At 72.4% G+C, this 20,366-nt stretch carries 15 protein-coding genes; 11 read left to right on the plus strand and 4 right to left on the minus strand.

Annotation, left to right across the window (positions count from 1 at the left end; all coding sequences use genetic code 11):
- The first annotated feature begins 25 nt into the window (after positions 1 to 25).
- Both Q9R26_RS03495 and Q9R26_RS03500 read left to right on the plus strand, forming a co-directional pair.
- Positions 26 to 625, plus strand: coding sequence for a hypothetical protein (locus Q9R26_RS03495; protein WP_311226550.1), 600 nt, complete (start codon positions 26 to 28; stop codon positions 623 to 625).
- The gene (locus tag Q9R26_RS03500) at positions 625 to 3,192 is read left to right on the plus strand and encodes a hypothetical protein (RefSeq protein WP_311226551.1); all 2,568 of its coding nucleotides are present in this window, start codon (positions 625 to 627) and stop codon (positions 3,190 to 3,192) included. The genes Q9R26_RS03495 and Q9R26_RS03500 overlap by 1 nt, the downstream gene beginning before the upstream one ends.
- 140 nt (positions 3,193 to 3,332) lie before the next feature.
- On the opposite strand, the gene Q9R26_RS03505 is transcribed toward Q9R26_RS03500, so the two are convergent.
- Positions 3,333 to 4,619, minus strand: a complete 1,287-nt coding sequence (locus Q9R26_RS03505) for a glycosyltransferase (protein WP_209135153.1) — start codon at positions 4,617 to 4,619, stop codon at positions 3,333 to 3,335.
- A 138-nt stretch (positions 4,620 to 4,757) separates the two neighbouring features.
- Between Q9R26_RS03505 and Q9R26_RS03510 the strand changes: the two genes are divergently transcribed.
- Positions 4,758 to 7,244, plus strand: coding sequence for a glycosyltransferase (locus Q9R26_RS03510; RefSeq protein WP_259579318.1), 2,487 nt, complete (start codon positions 4,758 to 4,760; stop codon positions 7,242 to 7,244).
- Positions 7,241 to 7,987: a polyprenol monophosphomannose synthase gene (locus tag Q9R26_RS03515; protein ID WP_311226552.1), complete on the plus strand. Its 747-nt coding sequence runs from the start codon at positions 7,241 to 7,243 to the stop codon at positions 7,985 to 7,987. The genes Q9R26_RS03510 and Q9R26_RS03515 overlap by 4 nt, the downstream gene beginning before the upstream one ends.
- Before the next feature lie 164 nt (positions 7,988 to 8,151).
- Here Q9R26_RS03515 and Q9R26_RS03520 read toward each other — a convergent pair whose 3' ends face one another.
- Positions 8,152 to 9,438: an O-antigen ligase gene (locus Q9R26_RS03520; protein WP_182065957.1), complete on the minus strand. Its 1,287-nt coding sequence runs from the start codon at positions 9,436 to 9,438 to the stop codon at positions 8,152 to 8,154.
- Between the two features lie 107 nt (positions 9,439 to 9,545).
- On the opposite strand from Q9R26_RS03520, the gene Q9R26_RS03525 reads away from it, so the two are divergent.
- Positions 9,546 to 10,898 carry a hypothetical protein gene (locus tag Q9R26_RS03525; RefSeq protein WP_311226553.1) on the plus strand — a complete coding sequence of 451 codons (1,353 nt, stop codon included), beginning with the start codon at positions 9,546 to 9,548 and terminating at the stop codon, positions 10,896 to 10,898.
- Between the two features lie 13 nt (positions 10,899 to 10,911).
- Here the strand turns inward: Q9R26_RS03525 and Q9R26_RS03530 are convergent, their stop codons facing one another.
- Positions 10,912 to 12,291 (minus strand): O-antigen ligase, encoded by a 1,380-nt coding sequence (locus Q9R26_RS03530; RefSeq protein ID WP_259579312.1) that lies wholly within the window; start codon positions 12,289 to 12,291, stop codon positions 10,912 to 10,914.
- Positions 12,292 to 12,357: 66 nt separating this feature from the next.
- Here Q9R26_RS03530 and manA point away from each other — a divergent pair, with 66 nt between their 5' ends.
- The 5 genes from manA to Q9R26_RS03555 all read left to right on the plus strand — a co-directional run bounded on the left by manA (position 12,358) and on the right by Q9R26_RS03555 (position 19,572).
- Positions 12,358 to 13,566, plus strand: coding sequence for a mannose-6-phosphate isomerase, class I (gene manA / locus Q9R26_RS03535; RefSeq protein WP_311226554.1), 1,209 nt, complete (start codon positions 12,358 to 12,360; stop codon positions 13,564 to 13,566).
- A 100-nt stretch (positions 13,567 to 13,666) separates the two neighbouring features.
- Entirely contained in the window at positions 13,667 to 14,629 is a 963-nt protein-coding gene (gene galE / locus Q9R26_RS03540) for a UDP-glucose 4-epimerase GalE (protein WP_110861386.1), read from the plus strand.
- Between the two features lie 188 nt (positions 14,630 to 14,817).
- Positions 14,818 to 15,150, plus strand: coding sequence for a WhiB family transcriptional regulator (locus Q9R26_RS03545; protein ID WP_081827389.1), 333 nt, complete (start codon positions 14,818 to 14,820; stop codon positions 15,148 to 15,150).
- Between the two features lie 178 nt (positions 15,151 to 15,328).
- On the plus strand, positions 15,329 to 18,166 hold the full coding sequence (locus Q9R26_RS03550; protein ID WP_311226555.1) for a glycosyltransferase: 2,838 nt from the start codon (positions 15,329 to 15,331) through the stop codon (positions 18,164 to 18,166).
- Entirely contained in the window at positions 18,163 to 19,572 is a 1,410-nt protein-coding gene (locus Q9R26_RS03555) for a DUF5719 family protein (protein WP_182065951.1), read from the plus strand. The genes Q9R26_RS03550 and Q9R26_RS03555 overlap by 4 nt, the downstream gene beginning before the upstream one ends.
- A gap of 43 nt (positions 19,573 to 19,615) precedes the next feature.
- Here Q9R26_RS03555 and Q9R26_RS03560 read toward each other — a convergent pair whose 3' ends face one another.
- Complete coding sequence (locus Q9R26_RS03560) at positions 19,616 to 20,056, minus strand: metallopeptidase family protein (protein ID WP_262138514.1); 441 nt, start codon at positions 20,054 to 20,056, stop codon at positions 19,616 to 19,618.
- A 59-nt stretch (positions 20,057 to 20,115) separates the two neighbouring features.
- On the opposite strand from Q9R26_RS03560, the gene Q9R26_RS03565 reads away from it, so the two are divergent.
- Entirely contained in the window at positions 20,116 to 20,331 is a 216-nt protein-coding gene (locus Q9R26_RS03565) for a DUF3499 family protein (RefSeq protein WP_111039893.1), read from the plus strand.
- Positions 20,332 to 20,366: the final 35 nt, after the last annotated feature.

Genomic DNA, 20,366 nt, shown 5'->3' on the forward strand with positions numbered 1-20,366 from the left:
AACATCCACAGGACGGCCCGTCAGCATGCTCCTCGCATCCAGGCCGATCGCTGCGTTCGCGGTGGTCGGCGCACTCAGTCTCCTCTTGGCCGGTTGTTCCGGTGGGGGCGACGACGCCACCCCGTCGCCGTCCGCGTCCGTCTCGCGCACCCCGAGTGCGACCCCGACGGGCGACGACTCGGCGACCACTGCCCCCACCGACACGGCCTCGACGCCGACCGACGGTGCGTCCGACGGCGGCGGCGACGACGCCTCCGACGACGACACCCCCGGCGCGTTCCCGGGCAGCGGCGCGACGAACCAGCCGGACACCGACCCGTCGGAGTACCCGGCCACGGCCGTCGTCACCTTCGCCGGCTGGGACACCGGGTCGAAGACCCTCCAAGCCGGCGGCCTGGTCTCCGGCACGACCGACACGAGCGGGAAGTGCACCTTCACCGCGACGAAGGACGGCGTCACGCGCACCGCAACGAGCACCGCACAGGCGAGTGCGTCGTCGGTGAACTGCGCGCAGGTGTCGTTCCCCGCGGCGAAGGTGCCGAGCGGCACCTGGTCCGTCACCCTGACCTACGCCGTCGGCTCCGCGTCGACGACGTCCGACCCCCTGACCGCCGAGGTCCCGTGATGCGCAACTCCCGCACCCCCCGCACCACCCGAGCAGCCCGCTCCCGTCGTCCCCTCCGCAGCTCCCTCGCCATGGTTGCGGCCCTCGCCGTCGCGGTGAGCGGCCTGACCTTCGGCACGGTGCTCGCGGAGCAGACCACGACCCAGGCGGCCTCGGCCGCGGTCGCCTCGGACTTCGACCCGGGCAACATCATCAGCGACGCGAACTTCTACAACGGCTCGGCGATGAACGCCGCCGCCGTGCAGTCGTTCCTGACGAGCGTCGCGCCGAACTGCCGCAAGGCCTCCGGCGGCCCCGCCTGCCTGAAGGACTTCTCGCAGAAGATGAGCTCGATCGGCGCCGTCTCCGGCCGGTGCGCGGCCATCGCCGGCGGCACGAAGACCGCCGCGACGATGATCGCCCAGGTCGGTGCCGCGTGCGGCATCAGCCAGAAGGTGCTGCTCGTGCTCCTGCAGAAGGAGCAGGGCATCGTCACGACGTCCTCGCCGACGTCCTACATGTACCTGCACGCCACCGGCTTCGCGTGCCCGGACACCGCCCCGTGCGACCCGGCCTACTACGGCTTCGGCCAGCAGGTCTACGCCGCGGCGCTCCAGTTCAAGCGGTACCAGGCGTCGCCGACCTCGTGGGCGTACCAGGCGGGCCGGACGAACTCGATCCTGCTCAACCCGAACGCGGCCTGCGGCCGGAAGTCCGTCTACATCCAGAACCAGGCCACCGCGAGCCTGTACATCTACACCCCGTACACCCCGAACGCCGCGGCCATGTCGAACCTCTACGGCACCGGTGACAGCTGCTCGGCCTACGGCAACCGCAACTTCTGGCGCATGTACACCGACTGGTTCGGTGCTGCGGCCGGCGGTGGCAACCCCTACGGCGACGTCGACTCCGTGACCGCGACCTCCACCTCGTCGATCACGGTCACCGGCTGGGCGGCCGACCCGGACACCACCAACGCCCTGCGCGTCGCGTTCTACGTCGACGGCGCCGGCGCGAAGACCGTCACGGCGGACAAGACCCGGAGCGACCTCGCCGGCACCCTCGGCGCGAACAACACCAAGCACGGGTTCTCGGCCGAGCTGACCGGGCTGAGTCTCGGCAAGCACTCCGTCTGCAGCTACGCCATCAACCAGGGCCGCGGGGCGAACACCCTGCTCGGCTGCTACACCCGGACCATCACGAGCGCGGCACCCAAGGGCGTCCTCGACTCGGTGACCGGTGGCGTCGGCACGATCTCGGCGACCGGCTGGGTCCTCGATCCCGACTCGTCCAAGCCCGGCTCGTGGAAGATCCTCGTCGACGGCGTGAGCAAGGCGACCGGCACTGCGGACAAGACGCGCACCGACGTGGCGAAGGTCTACCCGGGCGTCGGCAGCACCCTCGGCTTCTCGAAGACGATCGGCGGCATCAGCGCGGGCACGCGCGCCGTGACGCTGTACGTGATGGACAAGCCCGGCACGAAGTACGTGAAGGTCGCGTCGAAGTCGGTCGTCGTGGACGCCCCGACCACCGGCAAGACCGGCAAGACCGGTGCCGTGCGCGGCTCGTACGACTCCGTCACCGGCGGCGTCGGCACGGCCACCGTGCGGGGCTGGGCGATCGACCCGGACGTGTGGGATCCGGTCAAGTACAAGATCCACGTCGACGGCGTGAGCACGGACAGCGGGGTCGCCGACGCCACCCGCACCGACGTCGAGGCGAAGCACCCCACGTGGGGCTCCGACGTCGGCCTGACGCTCCGGCTCACCGGCCTGCAGGCCGGCAAGCACACCGTGCGCGTCTACTTCCAGGACCTGCAGGGCGGCAAGTACGTCAGCTTCGGCACCAAGTCCGTGACCGTGACCGCCGCGTCGACCGCCGAACCCGACGCGTCGGGGACGACCGGCAAGACGGGCAAGACCGGCTCGATCAAGGGTGCGTTCGAGTCCGTGGTCGGTGGCGTGAACAGTGCCACCGTGCGCGGCTGGGCGATCGACCCCGACGTCTGGGACCCCGTCGCCTACAAGATCCACGTCGACGGTGTCGCCATCGCCCCCGGGACCGCGAACGCGAAGCGGACCGACGTCGAGGCCGTGCACCCCGCATGGGGCTCCGACGTGGGACTCGCCCTGAAGATCCCGGAGCTGGCAGCCGGCACCCACACCGTGCGCGTGTACTTCCAGGAGCTGCCGAGCGGCACGTACAAGAGCTTCGGCACGAAGAGCGTGACGGTCACCGATCCGCCCACCACCGGCAAGACGGGCAAGACCGGCTCGGTCAAGGGCCTGTACGAGTCCGTCACCGGCGGCACGGGCACCATCACCGTGGCCGGCTGGGCGATCGACCCGGACGTCTGGGACCCGGTCAAGTACAAGATCCACCTGGACGGCGTGGCCGTCGCGCCCGGAACGGTCAACGCGACCCGCACCGACGTGCAGGCCGTGCACCCGGACTGGGGATCGGACGTCGGACTGTCGCGGAAGTTCACCGGGGTGAAGAAGGGCACGCACACCGTGCGGGTCTACTTCCAGGACCTGCCGAGCGGCACCTACAAGAGCTTCGGCACGAAGACCGTCACGGTGCAGTAGGCCGCCACCACGACGGTCCGGAGGCGGACCCCACCAGCCGGTACCGGCGCACCGCGCAGGCGGGGTGACGGCCGAGACGGGAGGCCCGGTACCAGCTGGTACCGGGCCTCCCGTCCGTCACGTGGTCGCGTCGACCGCCGTCAGCGGCGCGCGCGCCGCGCCATCAGGCCCACGCCGTGCAGCAGCCGGTACTCGGGGGAGCGGGTGAGGCCCGCGAAGCGGGCCGCGATCTGGTCGCGCTCCGCCTCGGCCAGGCGGCGGGCGGTGTCGTACGCGCCGACCTTCTGCTCCGATTCGACCAGGCGCGCGTTGATGTCGTGCACGCCGGCCAGGTGGACGTCGCGGTCGTGTTCGGCCTGCCGGAGCGTCTCGCGCTGGGCGGTGGCCCACCGCAGGAACGCGCCACGCTCGCCGCGCCGGCCCGAGGCGGCTGCGACGGCGGCGTCGAGCGACGGACCGACCTGCTCGGCGCGGCTGCGGAACGAGTGCCGCTCGAGGACGACGGCGCGGAGGCGGGCGACCAGGGCGGTGCGCTCGTCCCCGGGCATCGCGAGCACGCGCTCGAGCGAGTCGGCATCGTCGAACACCGGCACGTCGGACAGGCCGAGCTCGTCGAGCCCGAGCGCGCAGTCGGTGACGGGCAGCGCCCCGGACGCGAGCGACTCGTACAGGCGGGAGTTCAGCGTGCCGTACTCGGCGGCCGGTTCGATGACGTCGTCGACGACGAAGCCGGCGGCGCGGTAGACCTCGGGCAGGGCGAAGTAGGACACGGCCGGGCGGAGCTCGACGCCCGCGGAGGCCTCGACGTGGTCGACGTTCGCGGCGAACCAGACGATCGGTTCGGCCGGGGCGACCTCGGCCAGGACGTCCTGCACCCGGCGGCGGACGCCCCAGAAGTTGACGGTGGTCACGGCGCGGTCCGTGCGCTCCCGCGGTACGGGGGTGTCGGTCGTGAACAGCTCGGTGTCGACGCCGATCGGCACCACCTCGACGGGGCCGGAGTACGCAGCGGCGATCGCATCGCGGGCGATCCCGGACGAGGTCCAGACCGCGTCGAACTCGTCGAGGTACGGCAGGGCGGCCCACTTGGCGGTCCAGTTCCGCACCCACGCCACCAGCGCGGTACCGGCGGGGACGTACCCGGGCACGAAGGACTCGATCATGCTGACCACGACGGCGGTGTCGGCGGGGAGCTCCTCGCCCCAGCGCTCGAGCGGCCACATCGCCACGCCCCAGCCCTCGGCCCGGAGCGCCCGAGCCAGTCCGAGCGCGACGAACAGGTCGCCCTTGCCCTCGGCCGGGTCGGCGGTCGACACCGCGAAGCGGATCGTGCCGCGGGGGCCCTCGGCGTGCTCGTCGGCCGCGAGGGCCGCGTAGTCCTCGCGGAGGGGGGAGGACATGGGGGTGCTCGGGATCACTGCGGTCACGCACGCCATTCTGCACGAATCCGCAGCGGCGACAGGGAGTCCGTGGGCGCGCCTTGTAGGGTGTCATCGGCCCGCGGCACCCCGTCGGCCGAGCCATCGACCCGCGCCCGGTGCGCGGCAGCTGCTGGAGGAACTCGCGTGACAGAGCGCAAGCCGGGAGTCGTGTCCGTCATCCTCGTGAACTACAAGGGCACGGACGACACCCTGACGAGCATCGCGGAACTCCGCAAGCAGGACTGGCCGCAGGACAAGCTCGAGGTGATCGTCGTCGAGAACGGTTCGGGCCCCGAGCACCTCGGACGTCTGCAGGCCTCGACCCTCGACTTCACCCTGATCGACGCGGGTGCGAACCTCGGGTTCACCGGCGGGTGCAACCTCGGCGTCGAGAAGTCCTCCGGCGAGGTCGTGGCGTTCCTCAACAACGACGCCCGTCCGGACACCGGCTGGGTGCGCGAGGCGATGGCCACCTTCGCCTCCGGTGCCGACATCGGCGCCGTCGCCTCGAAGGTCCTCGACTGGGAAGGCGTCAACGTCGACTTCACCGAGGCCGCGATGACCTGGTACGGCATGGGCTACAAGCCCTTCGCCGGGTCACCGGACACCGGCCGGTGGGAGAGCGAGACCGACGTCCTGTTCGGCACCGGTGCCGCGATGTTCATCCGCGCAGAGCTCTTCGAGCAGCTCGACGGCTTCGACGACCGCTACTTCATGTTCTACGAGGACGTCGACCTCGGCTGGCGGCTCAACCTGCTCGGCTGGCGCTTCCGGTACCAGCCGAAGTCCGTCGCGTTCCACAAGCACCACGCGTCGATGAACAAGTTCGGCGACTTCCGCGAGACCTACCTGCTCGAACGCAACGCGCTGTTCACGCTCTACAAGAACCTCGGCGACGAGCAGCTCGCCGCGGCGCTGCCCGGTTCCCTGGCACTCGCCGTCCGCCGTGCCGTGGGTCGCGGGGAGCTCGACTCCACCGAGCTCGACCTGCGCAACCCCGGCGACGACAGCGTCCCGACGATCCCGGTGCCGAAGACGAGCATGGCGGGCATCTACGGCGTCGACCAGTTCGTCGAGCAGCTGCCGTCGATGACCGAGTCCCGTCGCCGGATCCAGGCGACCCGTGTCCGGTCCGACCGCGAGCTCCTCCGCCTGTTCGGCAACCGCGACGAGCCCGCGTACCCGATCGAGAACTACCTGGCCGGCTACGACAAGATCGTGCACTCCCTCGGCGTGCTCGAGGTCGGCACCCGTCGCCGTGTCCTGATCATCACGGGCGACTCGATCGGCGCGAAGATGGCCGGTCCGGCGATCCGCGCCACCCAGATGGCCAAGCAGCTGGCGTCCGAGCACGACGTCCGCGTGGTCAGCCTGACCCGCTCGTCGTCGATCGACCCGTCGTACGAGGTCGTCACCGTCCCGCACCGCCACCCGCGTCAGATGGTCGAGCACGAGGGCTGGGCCGACGTCATCATCGTGCAGGGTCACGCGCTCCGGCTGTTCCCGGTGCTCGAGTCGACCAGCAAGATCCTGGTCGTCGACGTCTACGACCCGCTGCACCTCGAGCAGCTCGAACAGGGCCGCAGCGACGACGTCGACAAGTGGAACCGCCAGATCCTCGACGCGTCGGACACGCTGAACCACCAGCTCGAGCTCGGCGACTACTTCATCTGCGCCTCGGAGCGCCAGCGGATGTTCTGGCTCGGCCAGCTCGCCGGCTCCGGCCGCGTGAACGCCCGCACCTACTCGCGCGACGCCGACCTGCGCTCGCTCATCGGCGTCGTGCCGTTCGGCCTGTCCTCGACGCCGCCGGTGCACGACCAGCAGCGCGTCAAGGGCGTCGTGCCGGGCATCGGCAAGAACGACAAGCTCGTCGTCTGGGGCGGGGGCATCTACGACTGGTTCGACCCGATCACCCTGGTCCGTTCGATCGCCCAGCTCGCCGAGCGCCGTCCGTCGGTCAAGCTCTTCTTCATGGGCGTGCAGCACCCGAACCCCGACGTCCCCGAGATGGACATCGTCGCGAAGGTCCGCGCCGAGGCCGACGCGCTCGGCCTGACCGGCAAGCACGTGTTCTTCAACGACCAGTGGATCCCGTACGAGGAGCGCGGCGCCTACCTGCTCGAGGCCGACGCCGGCGTCTCGACGCACTACGAGCACCTCGAGACCACGTTCTCGTTCCGTACCCGCATCCTCGACTACCTGTGGGCACGCCTGCCGATCGTCACGACGGCCGGCGACTCGTTCGGCGACCTCGTCGCGGAGGAGAAGCTCGGCATCGCCGTGCACGAGCAGGACGTCGACGGGCTGGCCACCGCGCTCGAGACGGCGCTCTTCGACAAGAAGGCCCGCACCGAGTTCATCGGCAACGTCGACCGCGTGCGCGAGCAGTTCACGTGGGAGAACGTCCTGGCGCCACTCGTCGAGTTCTGCCGGAACCCGATCCGTGCTGCGGACAAGTCGGTGCGTGACACCGCCTCGTCGATCGAGCCGCACAAGATGCGCGTCCGCGTCCCGGAGCGCAAGAAGCTCTCGGGCGTCCGCTACGACCTCGGCCGTGCCGTGCACTACCTGCGCACCGAGGGCCCCCGCAGCGTCGCCGGCAAGGTGAAGCGGCGTCTGAACCGGTGACCCCGGGGGAGACCACCGCCCTCGTCATCGTCCCGACGTACGACGAGGCTGAGAACGTCCGTGCGATCACCGCCGCCGTGCTGGCGGCGGTGCCCGGTGCCCACGTGCTCGTCGTCGACGACGGCAGCCCGGACGGCACCGGGGACATCGTGCGGTCCCTGGCCGCTGCGGACGACCGTGTGCACCTGCTGCAGCGCTCCGGCAAGCTCGGGCTCGGCACGGCGTACGTCGCCGGGTTCCGGTGGGGTCTGGAGCGCGGGTACCCGCTGCTGGTCGAGATGGACGCCGACGGCTCGCACCCGGCTGACCGGTTGCTGGCCCTGGTCGACGCCGTGACCGCGTCCGACGCCGTCCTGCTCGCGATCGGGTCCCGCTGGGTCGCCGGTGGGTCGGTGGTCGACTGGCCGCTCCGGCGCCGTGTCCTCAGCCGCGGGGCCAACACCTACGCCCGCCTGGTGCTCGGGCTCGACGTGCGGGACATCACCGCCGGCTTCCGCGTGTACCGCTCGTCGGCCATCGCGCGGATGGACCTCGGGTCGGTGGACTCGAAGGGGTACTGCTTCCAGGTGGACATGACGCTGCGCGTGGACGCCCTCGGCGGCCGCATCGTCGAGGTGCCCATCCGCTTCCGTGACCGCGTGCACGGCGTCTCCAAGATGAGCCGGTCCATCGTCCTCGAGGCGATGCTCCGCGTCACCCGGTGGGGTGTGCAGCGCCGCCTCGGCCGCCGCACGCGCCCGTAGCGCGCGTCGCCCCGCCACTCCGTGAGCAGGAACGGTCGGGTCGCCTCGGCGGAGGCGACCTCCCCTGCTCACGAAGCGCGCGCCAGGAACGTTCGGCGTGACGGCCCGGAGGCGCGGTGCCGCGACGGGCCTCCCGGCAGTCGGTGGGTCGCGCCGTACCGCGGCTACACGCGCGGCAGGTGCCGGCGCCACGAGCGGCGCCGCGCGGCGATCACGAGGACCGTCACGAAGAACATCAGCCCAGCGCCGTGCAGCAGGTAGCTCTCCGCCGTGCTGGTGACGGCGAGCAGGACGAGCACGGCGGCCGGCCACACGTACGCCACGCCCGGGAAGGTCGTCGCCGTCACCCAGGCCCGCGCGAACGCGAGCAGCGCGGTGATGCCGAGGATGAGCGTGCCCGCGAAGCCGATCTGCAGCCAGGCGTCCACGAAGGCGTTCAGGCCCGAGGTGAACCGGACCCCGGCGGGGTCGATGAGCGTCACGTAGGGCACGACGGGCTCGGTCGGCCACGTGCCCACCCAGCCCCAGCCCTGGATCGGGTACCGCTCCACCAGGACCCGGATCTGGGACCAGAGGTCCGTCCGGGTGGCCGTGCCGCCGGCCGCGCCGATCTCGGCGAGCAGGCGGTGCCGGGCGAGCACCCCGACGGCCAGCGTCAGCAGGACGGCCGCGCCGAGGACGCCGTTGACCACCGGTCTGGTCGCCGGTCGTGCGTGCCGGAGTGACCAGAGCGCCAGCGCGGTGACGGCGAGCGCGATCATCGCGAGCCCGGTGATGGGGGACTGCACGAGCATCAGGGCGATGACGGCGAGCGAGGTCGAGGCGATCGCCCGCCAGACCGTGACCGACCGGGTGAGGAACTCGACCACGAAGGTGACCAGGGCCATCGCGGCGATGAAGCCCATGAAGTTGCGGGTACCGCCGATGCCCTGGATCGGGCCGCCGTACGCGATGTCGCCGCGGATGCCGAACGCCGGGAACGGGACGTCGAGGACCAGGCCGGACAGGACCTCGAGTCCGAGGGCCGTCACGAGCAGGATCCGGAACGCGTCCCCCGAGGCCCGGATCACCTGCACCAGGTCGCGGCCGAGGGCGAGGTACAGCCCGAGACCGATGAAGCACACGGTCTGCACCAGTCCGCGGAGCGCCACCCAGGAGTACTCGCTCCAGAGCACGCTCAACGCGCAGTAGCCGACGAAGGCCAGCAGTGAGAGGGGGAGGACTCCGTGCCACTCGATGCGGTACCGCTGGCCGAGCAGGCTCAGTCCCGCGAGCACGAACAGCGTCACGAGCACGGCCCAGGTGCCCGCACGGCCGACGAGGGCCTCGACCGTGGGTTGCCCGAACCCGAACAGCACGATGACCGTCGCGAGCGCCTGGCTGAACCGTCCACCGGCCGAGAAGCCGATCCAGGCGGAGAGGTACCGGCGCCCGAGCACCTGTCTGCTCACCCGGCCGTCCGTCACGCGTCCATCTTGGCGCACGACCTTGTGACGAGCGCACCGCATCGCGGTGTGGCTGTATCGACGATGCGCGATGACCGAACTATCCTCACCGGATGGACCTCGCGCGCAGGGTCGCCGGCGTCCCCCTCGTCGCGGTCGTCGTCGGCATGCTCACGACCGCCCTGGCCTGGTACCGGCTCGGTCCGGTACCGCGGAACACCGTCTGGGCCGAGGACGGCGGCGTGTTCCTGCGCGAACGGATCGCGATGGGGCCCGTCGACACCCTGCTGCACCCCTACGCGGGGTACGTGCACCTGCTGCCACGGCTCATCGTCGACCTCGGGTACGCGCTGCCGCCCGAGCGGTACGCGCAGGTGGTGGCGCTCGCCGCGTGCACCGTCGTCGGCGGGGTGTGCGCCCTGGTGTTCGTGCTGTCCCGTGAGGTCGTCCGCCCGTGGCCGCTGCGGCTGGTGCTGGCCGCCGTCCCCGTCGTCCTGCCGCTCGCCCCGTACGAGATCAGCGGCAACGCGGCGAACCTGCACTGGTTCCTGCTCGTCCTGGTGCCGTGGGTCTTCGCATGGCGTGCTCGGTCGTGGTGGGGGGCCGGGGCGCTCGCCGTGGTCGCGGGGGCGGCCGTGCTCACCGAACCGCTCACCGCCCTGTTCGCGCCCCTCCTGCTCCTCGCCTGGACGCCGCGTGGCCGTGCGCCCGGGCCGGCCTGCCGGTGGACCGCGCTGCCCGTCACCCTCGTCGTGGTCGCCGCCCTGGTGGTGCAGGGCGTGACGACCCTGACGAGTCCGCGTGCCCTCGCCACGGGGTCGCCGCCGGCGCGCGACGTGTTCGCGGGGTACCTGCTGCGGCCCGTGGCGGGCACCTGGGACCCGGACCTCGGCGCGGTCCTGACGGCGGTGGTCGAGCACGGGTGGGCGGTGGTCGTGGTGCCCGCAGCCCTGCTGCTCGTCGTCCTGGTGGCGGCCGTCGTCGTCGGGCGGGCGCGCTCCCGGTGGATGGTCGCGGCCCTCGCCGTCGGCTCCGTCGCGGTGTGGTGGGCGGCCCTGCTCGCCAACGGCGGCGACGGCATCCGGTGGGCGGCCCCGGTCGCCGCCATGGCCGCCGTGCCGCCGCAGCGCTACGCCGCGGCCGCCGGCCTGCTGCTGGTGAGCGCCGCCGTCGTCGCCGCCGCCACGCTCGTGGACGCCCGCAGCTGGTCGCGTGCTGCAGGACGGACGGGAGGCCCCGGTCGCCTGGTCGGCGCGCTGGCCGGTTGGTGCGTGGTCACCGCCGTGGTCGCGTCGGCGGTCCTGCACGTCGCGCCGTCGGACACGCGGCGGAGCGGCGGGCCGGTGTGGGCGGGGCAGCTGCCGGCGGCGGTGGAGGCGTGCGACGCGGACCCGACGCTCCAGGTCGCCCGGGTGAAGTCGAACCCGTGGTCGTCCCCGGTGTCGTGCTCGTGGCTGTCGCGCTGAGCGAGCGTCCGGGTCAGCGCGTGCCTGCCCAGCGGAACTCCCGCTTGGTGGGCGGCGTGCGCGGACCGTCGCCGGTGGAGACCGGTTCCTCGCCGGTCAGCACGATGCGCGTCTTGATGGCGAGCAGGGCGAAGAGCACCCAGTTCCCCTGGTAGAGCAGGCGGGACTCGGCGACGGACTGCACGAGCAGGGCGGCGACGACCAGGAGCGGCAGGAGCGACACCGGGTCGAACGCCCGCGGACGCAGCGCTGCGTCGTACCCGATGCGGGTCGCGCAGGCCCACGAGCGGGACAGCGTCGTGACCACGTAGATCGCGAAGAGCACCAGGCCGATGACGCCGGTCTGCATCCAGACGTCCAGGTAGGCGTCGTGGGCCTGCAGGTAGGTGACGCCCTTGCGCTGCGCCAGGTCGGCGAGGGTCGGGATGCCCGGCCACCAGTACCCGATCCAGCCCCAGCCGCCCACGGGGTGCTGGTCGATCAGGCCGAGCACCTTGGCCCAGATCTCCCCGCGCCCGGTGGCGTCCGAGCCCTTGCCGAGCAGCTCGGACACCGGGCCGCGCAGCACGAACGCGGCGACGGCGACGATGACGGCACCCACCGCGAGCAGCAGGTAGCGCGGGGTTCGGCGCTCCGTCGGCACACGGCGCATCCAGACGGCGGCCAGCGCGACCACGGCGACCACGAGCGCGGCGGCGATGACCGTCGACGAGCGGGTGAGGACGAAGCCGAGCGCCGCGACGACGAGCCAGCCGATCGCCTGGTTCCGGCGGATCCGGCCCTCGGCGAACTGCACGGCGACCACGATGGCGACCAGCAGGGCCACCATGGCGAGCAGGTTGGCGTTGCCGGGCAGCCCCTGAATCCGGCCTCCGGTGAAGAGCTCGGCGCGCGAGAAGTAGAACGCGTCGGGGACGTCGCGGTCGCCGTAGTCCGTCCAGATCGGGGCGATCGGGTGCCGGACGAACACCGCGACGGCGGCCTCGAACAGGAGCGAGAGCACGAGGACCCAGCGGAGCGCGAGGCTCAGGGCATCGGTGATCCGGCGCCACGTCAGGGTCGACGCGATCGTGAACGCCACGGCTGCGCAGATCACCTGCACGGTCAGGCTCGAGATCGTCGCGAACCGCCAGTGCGACCAGACCAGGGTCACCAGGCACCAGCCGAGGAACGCCCAGAGCGCCCAGGGGGTGCGGACGAGCGGCGGCTTCGCCCGGACCAGGATCGTGATGCCCCACGCCGCGACGAGGGCCCAGAGGACGCCGGCCCCGACCCAGGTCAGGGTGTTCGGCACGGCGTCGCCCGCGAACAGCACGAACAGGGTCGTCGCCCCGAAGGCGAACGCCTCGCGCTCCGGTACGGTCCCGCGCGCCAGTGGCCAGGTGTTCGTCACGACGCCAGGCTACCGGCCGGTCGCCGTCCGCAGGACTCCCTCGGCAGCGCCGGTAGGCTCTGGCCCATGTTCCTCGGCATCACGAACACCCCCCGCGACTACGCCTGGGGTTCGGTCACCGCGATCCCGGAGCTCCTCGGCCGCACCGTCACGGGTGCCCCGCAGGCGGAGCTCTGGCTCGGCGCCCACGCCGGCAGCCCCAGTGTCGTCGTCAACCCGGCCATGGTCGGCGGGGCCGACACGCTCCGCGACTGGATCGCCGACGAGCCGGAGACCGCACTCGGTCCGGACCGCACCGGCCTGCCCTTCCTGCTCAAGGTGCTCGCGGCGGCGGCACCGCTGTCGCTGCAGGCGCACCCCACCCCGGAGCAGGCTGAGGAAGGGTTCGCTCGCGAGGAGCGCGACGGGATCGCGCTCGACGACCCGGCCCGCAACTACAAGGACCCGTTCCCGAAGCCCGAGCTCGTCGTCGCGCTGAGCGAACGGTTCGAGGCGCTGAGCGGCTTCCGCCCCGTCGAGGAGACCCTGGCCGAGGTGCGCGTGCTCGACGCCGGCACCGGACGGCTCGGTCCGCTGGAAGTGCACCTGCTGCACGGGCTCGAGGACACCGTCCGCTGGCTCGAGACGGCCGACGAGTCCGCGCTCGCCGTGGTGCAGGCCGCGAGCGACCTGGCCGTCTCGCTCGACGACGACCTGCTCACCCCGAACACGGCGACCGTCCGCGACCTGGCCACCAGCTGGCCCGGCGACCCCGGCATCGTCGTCTCCCTGCTCATGCACCGGGTGACGCTCGCCGCGGGGCAGGCGATGTACCTGCCCGCCGGCAACATCCACGCCTACCTCGACGGACTCGGCATCGAGCTGATGGCGCCGTCGGACAACGTGCTGCGCGGCGGGCTCACGCCGAAGCACGTCGACGTGCCGGAGCTCCTGCGGGTGCTCGACTTCTCCGCGTACCCGGCCCCGGTCCTCGAGCCCGAGCGCATCGCCCCGGGCGTCGACCGGTTCGCGCCGGACGGCGTCGGCTTCGCACTGCTGCGGGTGGACGGCGACGGCCGCCCGGTGGGACTGAGCACGGGCGGGCTCGCTCCGATCGACGGGCCGTCGATCGCGATCTGCACCGAGGGCGTCGTCACGCTCGTCGGCGCGCACTCGGCGACCCTGCTCCGCAAGGGCGAGTCGTGCTTCATCACGCCGGACGAGGGCGACGTGACGGTCGAGGCGGACTCCTCCGGCGGCATCACGTCGACCGTGTTCATCGCCACCGGCGCCTAGGGGAGCGGACCGGCGCCGAGGCCGGCGCGGGCGCGCACACCGTGGCGTGGAGCCGCACACCGCCACCGGGGCGTCGCCGACGTCCGCTAGCGTGGCGAGCATGAGTTGGTTGGTCACCGGCGGTGCCGGGTACATCGGGTCCCACGTCGTCCGCGCCCTGCGCTCGGCCGGCATCGACACGGTCGCGTTCGATGACCTGTCGAGCGGTTTCCGCGCGTTCGTCCCGGACGACGTGCCGTTCGTCGAGGGCACGATCCTCGACGGTGAGCTCGTCGCACGCACCCTGCGCGAGCACGAGGTCACCGGCGTGGTGCACGTCGCGGGGTTCAAGTACGCCGGCGTCTCGGTCGAGCGCCCGCTGCACACCTACGAGCAGAACGTCACCGGCATGGCGACCCTGCTGCGCGCCATGGCCGAGACCGGCGTCACCAAGGCGGTCTTCTCGTCGAGCGCGGCGGTCTACGGCACGCCGGACGTCGAGACCGTGGTCGAGTCCACCCCGAAGAACCCGGAGTCGCCCTACGGCGAGTCGAAGCTCATCGGCGAGTGGCTGCTGCGCGACATGGAGGTCGCCGCGGGCTTCACCACCACGTCGCTCCGGTACTTCAACGTCGTCGGCTCGGGGGAGCCCGACCTGTACGACGCCAGCCCGCACAACCTGTTCCCGTTGGTCTTCGACGCGCTGCTCGCCGGCCGGACGCCGCGGATCAACGGCGACGACTACGCCACCCCGGACGGCACCTGCGTGCGCGACTACGTGCACGTGGCCGACCTGGCGCACTCGCACGCGGTGGCCGCGCGGAAGCTCGAGGCGGGGGAGCCGCTCGAGCGCGCCTACAACCTCGGCAGTGGCGACGGCGTGAGCGTCCGGCAGATCATGGACGCCATGGCGGCGGGCACCGGGATCGCCTTCGACCCCGAGATCGCGCCGCGACGCCCCGGCGACCCGGCCCGCATCGTCGCGACCGGCGAAGCCGCCGCCCGTGACCTCGAGTGGGCCATGCGGCACTCCCTGGACGAGATGGTGTCGAGCGCCTGGGAGGCCCGTCGCAGCGCCTCCTGAGCGCCTGAGGACGAGTCAGTTGTCCCCCGGAACGCCCACCCGAGCGGTCCGACACGCCCAAACGGGGGACATGACACGCTGGAGCGGTCAGTGCCTTCTATGATCCGCGACTTGACTCAGGCGAATGACACCGCTGTAATTACAGGCAACGGCCGCAAGAGTTGGGGTTCGTTGTCGAGGCGGCAGGGGTGATCAGGGTGAACGGTTCCGAGTTCCACGCCGGAGTTCCGGAGGACTGGCACGTCGATCCCGTGGCGCTCGGCGTCCCGGGAGTCCGACGTCCGGAGACCGACGACGAGGAGAACCCGCTCGCCTGGCAGGTCGACTCGCTCTGCGCGCAGACCGACCCCGAGGCGTTCTTCCCCGAGAAGGGCGGCTCCACGCGCGAGGCGAAGAAGATCTGCACCTCGTGCGAGGTCCGGGCGCAGTGCCTCGAGTACGCGCTCGAGAACGACGAACGCTTCGGCATCTGGGGCGGCCTCTCCGAGCGCGAACGCCGCAAGCTGCGGAAACGGGCGTAGGAGCGTTCTCGGCGCGCCAGCGCCGTGCGACTGCGCCCCTGAGGAGCCTGCGACGAAGGCGCCGGAAGGCGGCCACCTCCGCCCGTCCCGCGCCGTGCAGTGAGCGCATCCAAAGGTTCACGGCGCGCCGCCGTCCGCAGCCGACACCGCGCCTCCAGACCGTAGAGTGACGCCCGTCATGCAGCCCAGAGTCACCGCGATCCTCGTCGCCGCCAACGGGGCGGCCCACCTCGACCGGACCCTGGACGCGCTCGCCGCCCAGACCCGCCACCCCGAGAACCTGGTGGTCGTCGACGTCGGCACGACCGACGGATCGACCGCCGAACTGTCCTTCGGCGGGTCTGCCCAGCTCGTCCGGCTGCCCGCCGGCACCGCGTTCGGTGACGCCGTCCGACAGGGCGAGCGCAGCGCGCCGCCAGCGGCGACCGACGAGCCGGTCGACGAGTGGCTGTGGATCCTCGGCCACGACAACGCGCCGGCACCGACCGCGCTCGCCGACCTGCTGTCCGCCGTCGAGATCGCGCCGTCGGTCGTCGTCGCCGGTCCGAAGCTCGTCGCCGACGACGATTCCTCGGTCATCCGCGACTTCGGCGAGAGCATGACCCGTTTCGGCCGGTCGATCGTGCTGGTGCAGGACGAACTCGACCAGGGCCAGCACGACCGCAACACCGACGTGCTCGGTGTCGCCGCGGGCGGCATGCTCGTGCGTCGCTCGGTCTGGAACGAGCTCGGCGGCTTCGACCCGGCGCTGCCGGACGTCGACGCGGCCCTCGACTTCTCGGTGCGGGTCCGCCTCGCCGGGCACCGCGTCGCCCTCGTGCCGGAGGCCAGGGTCACCAGCGCCGGACCGATCGAGGAGTTCGGTCGCAAGCGCGTGTCCGAGGCGCGGCGCGTCCGGATGCACCGGCAGGCGCAGCTGCACCGTCGGATGACGTACGCGCCCGCCGCGCTGGTCTGGCTGCACTGGCTCACGCTCGTGCCGTTCGCGATCGGCCGCGCGCTCGGGCACCTGGTCGCGAAGCACCCCGCCGCCGTGGTCCCCGAGCTCTCCGCCGCGTTCGCCGTCGCGTTCGGTGGTGGCACGGGGCGCGCGCGCAAGAACCTCGCCCGCACGAAGAAGCTCGGCTGGGCGGCGGTCGAACCGCTCCGCGTGAGCTGGCGTCGTGTGCACGAACACCGCACCACCTCGCGGGACGTCGAACTCGCCCGGGCGGAGGACGCCCCGATCGCCCGGGCGTCGTTCCTGAGCGACGGCGGCATCTGGGTGGTCCTGGCCGCCGCGGTCCTCAGCGTCGTGACGCTCTACCCGCTGCTCGGGTCGCCGGCCCTGACCGGCGGGGGACTCCTGCCGCTCTCCGCGACCCCGGGACAGCTCTGGCAGAACGTCGGGTACGGCTTCCACTCGCTCGGCACGGGCTTCACCGGCCCGTCCGACCCCTTCGCCGCGGTGCTCGCCGTGCTCGGCTCGATCGTGTTCTGGTCGCCCTCCACCGCGGTCGTGCTCGTCATGCTCGTCGCGTTCCCGTTGTCCGCACTGGGCGCCTGGTTCGCGGTCCGCAAGGTCACGACCCGCACCTGGGTGCCGGTCATCGGTGCGTCGCTGTACGCGATCGCCCCGTCGCTCGTCGGCGCGGTGACGACCGGACACCTCGGCGCCGTGATCGCGCACCTGGTGCTGCCGTGGCTGTTCGTCGCCGTGCTCGAGGCGCACCGCTCGTGGGCCTGGGCCTCTGGTGCGTCGCTCCTGTTCGCCGTCGTCGCCGCCTCGGCACCGTCACTGTTGCCGGTCCTGCTGGTCGGCTGGCTCGTGGCGCTCCTGGTCGGCTGGCGCCGGGCCCACCGTCGTCTGTTCATCCCGGTGCCGACCGCGGTGCTCTTCCTGCCGCTGATCCTGGCGCAGGCGGCACGCGGCAACCTGCTCGCGGTGTTCGCCGACCCGGGCGCGCCGTCCGCGACCCGGGCGCCGTCCGCGCTCCAGCTGGCCATCGGGCAGCCCCTGCCCGACTGGAGCGGCTGGCTCCCCGCGACGTCCGGACTCGCGCTGGTCGCGACGGTCCTGCCGATCGTGATGGCCGTCCTCGCGCTCCCCGTGGCCGCCGCCGCGATCGGGGCGATGCTCGGCCACCGCTGGGCGGTCGCGGGCTCGGCGCTCGTCATCGCGCTCCTCGGCTTCGCCACGGCCTTCGCCGCCACCCACGTCACGGTCACCGGTGTCGGTTCGACCACCACCATCGTCTGGCCCGGCAGCGGTCTGTCCGTGTACTGGCTCGCCCTCGTGGTCGCGGCCTGCATCGGCATCGACGTGCTGCCGAAGGCCGCTCCGGTCACCGGGCTCGTCGCGACCGTGCTCGCCGGCGTGGCCGTGGCTCCGGCCTTCGCGGCGTTCTACCTCGGCACCGCCACGATCGAGCCGACCACCGGCCGGGTGCTCAGCGCGTACGTCAACGCCGAGGCCCAGGCGAACCCCGACGTCGGCACGCTCGTGGTCGTCCCGCAGGACGACGGTTCGCTCGCCGTCACGCTCGAGCGCGGGCAGGGGTCCACCCTGGACGACCAGTCGACGCTCGACGCGACCGCACTCCGGCTGAGCGAGTCCGGCGCGCGGCTGACCACGCTCGCCGGCAACCTGGCGAGCCGCAGCGGGTACGATCCCCGGCCGGCGCTCCGCGAGCTCGGCGTGAGCTTCGTGCTCATCGACGACGCCGGTGACGACCCCGAGGCGCAGACGGTGCACGACCGGGCCGCCGGTGCGATCGGCCAGAACGCGCTCTTCACGAGCATCGGCGAGACCACCAACGGGCAGCTGTTCCACTACGAGGGCGAGGTCGACCGCACCCGTTCCGGCTCCGCGGCGACCCAGGCCACCCACGTGCTGTACCTCGTCGTGCTCGGCGTGGTCTTCGGCGCCGCGGCCCTGCTCGCGGTCCCGACGGCCCCGCGCCGCCGCCGTGCCACCTCGAGCGTCATCGAGGCCGAGGAACCCGCCACCACCTTCGACGAGGAGCGCGACGAATGAGCACCAACCCGTCCTCGGTCCGGCGCTGGATCGTCCGCGGCACCGCCACGGCGGTCGCCGTCGTCGTCGCCGCGGGTGCCGTCACCGCGGCCCACGCCATCGGCACCGAGTCCGAACCGGGTCGACCGGCCGGGCGCACCGTGACGCCGGTCCCCGCGGCCGCCGAGCGCGTCTGCGCCGGCAGTGCGCTGCGGTTGTCCGACGACGCCGGCAACGACGCGACGCAGGCGAGCACCGTCGGTACCGCGACCGTCGCGACGGCGACGACCGGTTCGACGGTCGAGCGGTCCTCGCTCGACCCCTCCACCACCGGCGGCAGCGACCCCCGGCTCCTGACGGCCCCCGCTGGCGAGACGACGCCGCAGGTCGCGGGCAGCAGCTTCCAGAGCGTCTCGAGCGGCGACCTGGTGGGGGCGGGTGCTGCCTCGTGCGACGACCCGACCCAGTCCACGTGGCTCGTCGGCGGCTCGACGGAGACCGGTCGGACGAGCCTCGTCACGCTCTCGAACCCGACCGACGTGAACGCCACGGTCGACCTGACGATCTTCGACGGCTCGGGGACGGTCAGCGCGCCCGGGACCACCGGCATCGTCGTCGCGCCGAACACGCAGAAGGTCGTCCCGCTGTCGGGCTTCGTGTCCGACGCCGCCTCCACCGTCGTGCACGTCACGTCGTCCGGCGGTCAGATCGTCGCGCACATGCAGGAGTCCGTCGTCCGCACCCTCACCCCGGGCGGCTACGACATCGTCTCCGGTGGGGCCGCCCCGTCCCGCTCGCAGGTCATCCCCGCCGTCGCCCTCGCCGACGCGCAGGCCGCCCAGCGCGGGGACGACACGGCCGACGCGGCGCCGATCGTCCGGCTGTTCGTCCCCGGCACGAAGTCGGCCCGCGTCACCCTCGGCATCAGCACGGCCGACGGCGGCGGCACGACCGTCAACGCCACCGCCGAGCCCGGGGTCGTCACCGACGTCGCGCTCGACGACTTCCCGGACGGCCGGTACTCGTTCACCGTCACCTCGACCGAGCCGGTCGTCACCGGTGCACGCACCACGACGCCGACCGACGGTGCCAGCAGCGGCACCGACCTCGGGTGGTTCGCCTCGGCCGAGCCGCTGGGGGACCGGACGATCACCGCCATCGCCCCGGGTGAGGGCGTGCGCCTGAACTTCGTGAACCCCACCCGTCAGGACCGCTCCGTCACGGTGCGGTCGGGCGACGAGCGTCGGACGCTGGAGATCCTGTCCGGTGCGACCGTGACGCTCCCGGTGCAGACCGCGAAGCAGCTCACGCTGACCGGCACGGAGGGCATCGTCGCGGGCGTGACCTACCGAGGGGCCGACGGCATCGCCGGGTTCCCGGTGCGGCCGGCGACCGACGTCTCCACCCCGGTCCGCGTCTACCCCTGACGCCGGGCACGACGGCCGGCGCGGTCGCACCGGCGCGGGCGGCTCACCAGTGGCGGTAGCGGTCCGGTGCCAGGTCCCACGGGTCCTTGCCGATCAGCTCGCCGACCGCGCGGAACACCGCGGTCTCGATGATGATGCGGCGGTCCGAGTCGTCCTTCTCGGGGCTCCGGTTCACCCGTTCGACGGGGATCCGGAAGACGGTCACGCGGCGGCTGTCGCGGTCGATCCGCCAGCGTGGCATCTCCTCCGGCAGCGAGGTGTCGCTGGGCATGTCCGCCACCTGGAAGACGACGCCGGAGAGCTCCTCGGGCCAGAGACCGAGCAGGTAGTGCGCGCTGTCGCCGACGATCCGGTCGAACGCCTCGGCACGGGTGATGATCGGGGCGAGCTCGGGCCCGGTCACGCTCGAACGCCCACCGCGGCCGTGCCGGGAGCGCCCCCGAGCGCGGTCGACCGGGGTGACGAGGCGAGGCTTCCGACGCATCCCCACATCGTACGCGGGGACGGGTACGCGCCGGACGCTCCGCTAGGCTCCCTGTCGAGATGGACGTGCGGATCTGCAGCAAGGTGGCGTGTGCCAACAGTGCTTCGTCGACCCTGACGTACGACTACGGCGACTCCATGGTCGTCGTCGGGCCGCTGTCGACCCGGGTCGAGCCGCACGGCTACGACCTCTGCGCCCGGCACGCTGCCGCCCTGCGCGTCCCGCGCGGCTGGCAGGTGGTGCGGCGCGAGCCGCTGCCGCGCGACGCCGACTGACGGCTCGCGTCCGCGACGTGCCGCGGTGGTCGGAC

It is taken from the genome of Curtobacterium sp. BRB10, assembly GCF_031844325.1.
GTDB lineage: Bacteria > Actinomycetota > Actinomycetes > Actinomycetales > Microbacteriaceae > Curtobacterium > Curtobacterium poinsettiae_A.

What these genes read in the sequence shown, in the direction of transcription:
- Q9R26_RS03495 (WP_311226550.1), top strand. Translation starts at nt 26, where the DNA reads ATGCTCCTCGCATCCAGGCCGATCGCTGCGTTCGCGGTGGTCGGCGCA.
- Q9R26_RS03500 (WP_311226551.1), top strand. Translation starts at nt 625, where the DNA reads ATGCGCAACTCCCGCACCCCCCGCACCACCCGAGCAGCCCGCTCCCGT.
- Q9R26_RS03525 (WP_311226553.1), top strand. Translation starts at nt 9,546, where the DNA reads ATGGACCTCGCGCGCAGGGTCGCCGGCGTCCCCCTCGTCGCGGTCGTC.
- manA (WP_311226554.1), top strand. Translation starts at nt 12,358, where the DNA reads ATGTTCCTCGGCATCACGAACACCCCCCGCGACTACGCCTGGGGTTCG.
- galE (WP_110861386.1), top strand. Translation starts at nt 13,667, where the DNA reads ATGAGTTGGTTGGTCACCGGCGGTGCCGGGTACATCGGGTCCCACGTC.
- Q9R26_RS03550 (WP_311226555.1), top strand. Translation starts at nt 15,329, where the DNA reads ATGCAGCCCAGAGTCACCGCGATCCTCGTCGCCGCCAACGGGGCGGCC.
- Q9R26_RS03555 (WP_182065951.1), top strand. Translation starts at nt 18,163, where the DNA reads ATGAGCACCAACCCGTCCTCGGTCCGGCGCTGGATCGTCCGCGGCACC.
- Q9R26_RS03560 (WP_262138514.1), bottom strand. Translation starts at nt 20,056, where the DNA reads ATGCGTCGGAAGCCTCGCCTCGTCACCCCGGTCGACCGCGCTCGGGGG.
- Q9R26_RS03565 (WP_111039893.1), top strand. Translation starts at nt 20,116, where the DNA reads ATGGACGTGCGGATCTGCAGCAAGGTGGCGTGTGCCAACAGTGCTTCG.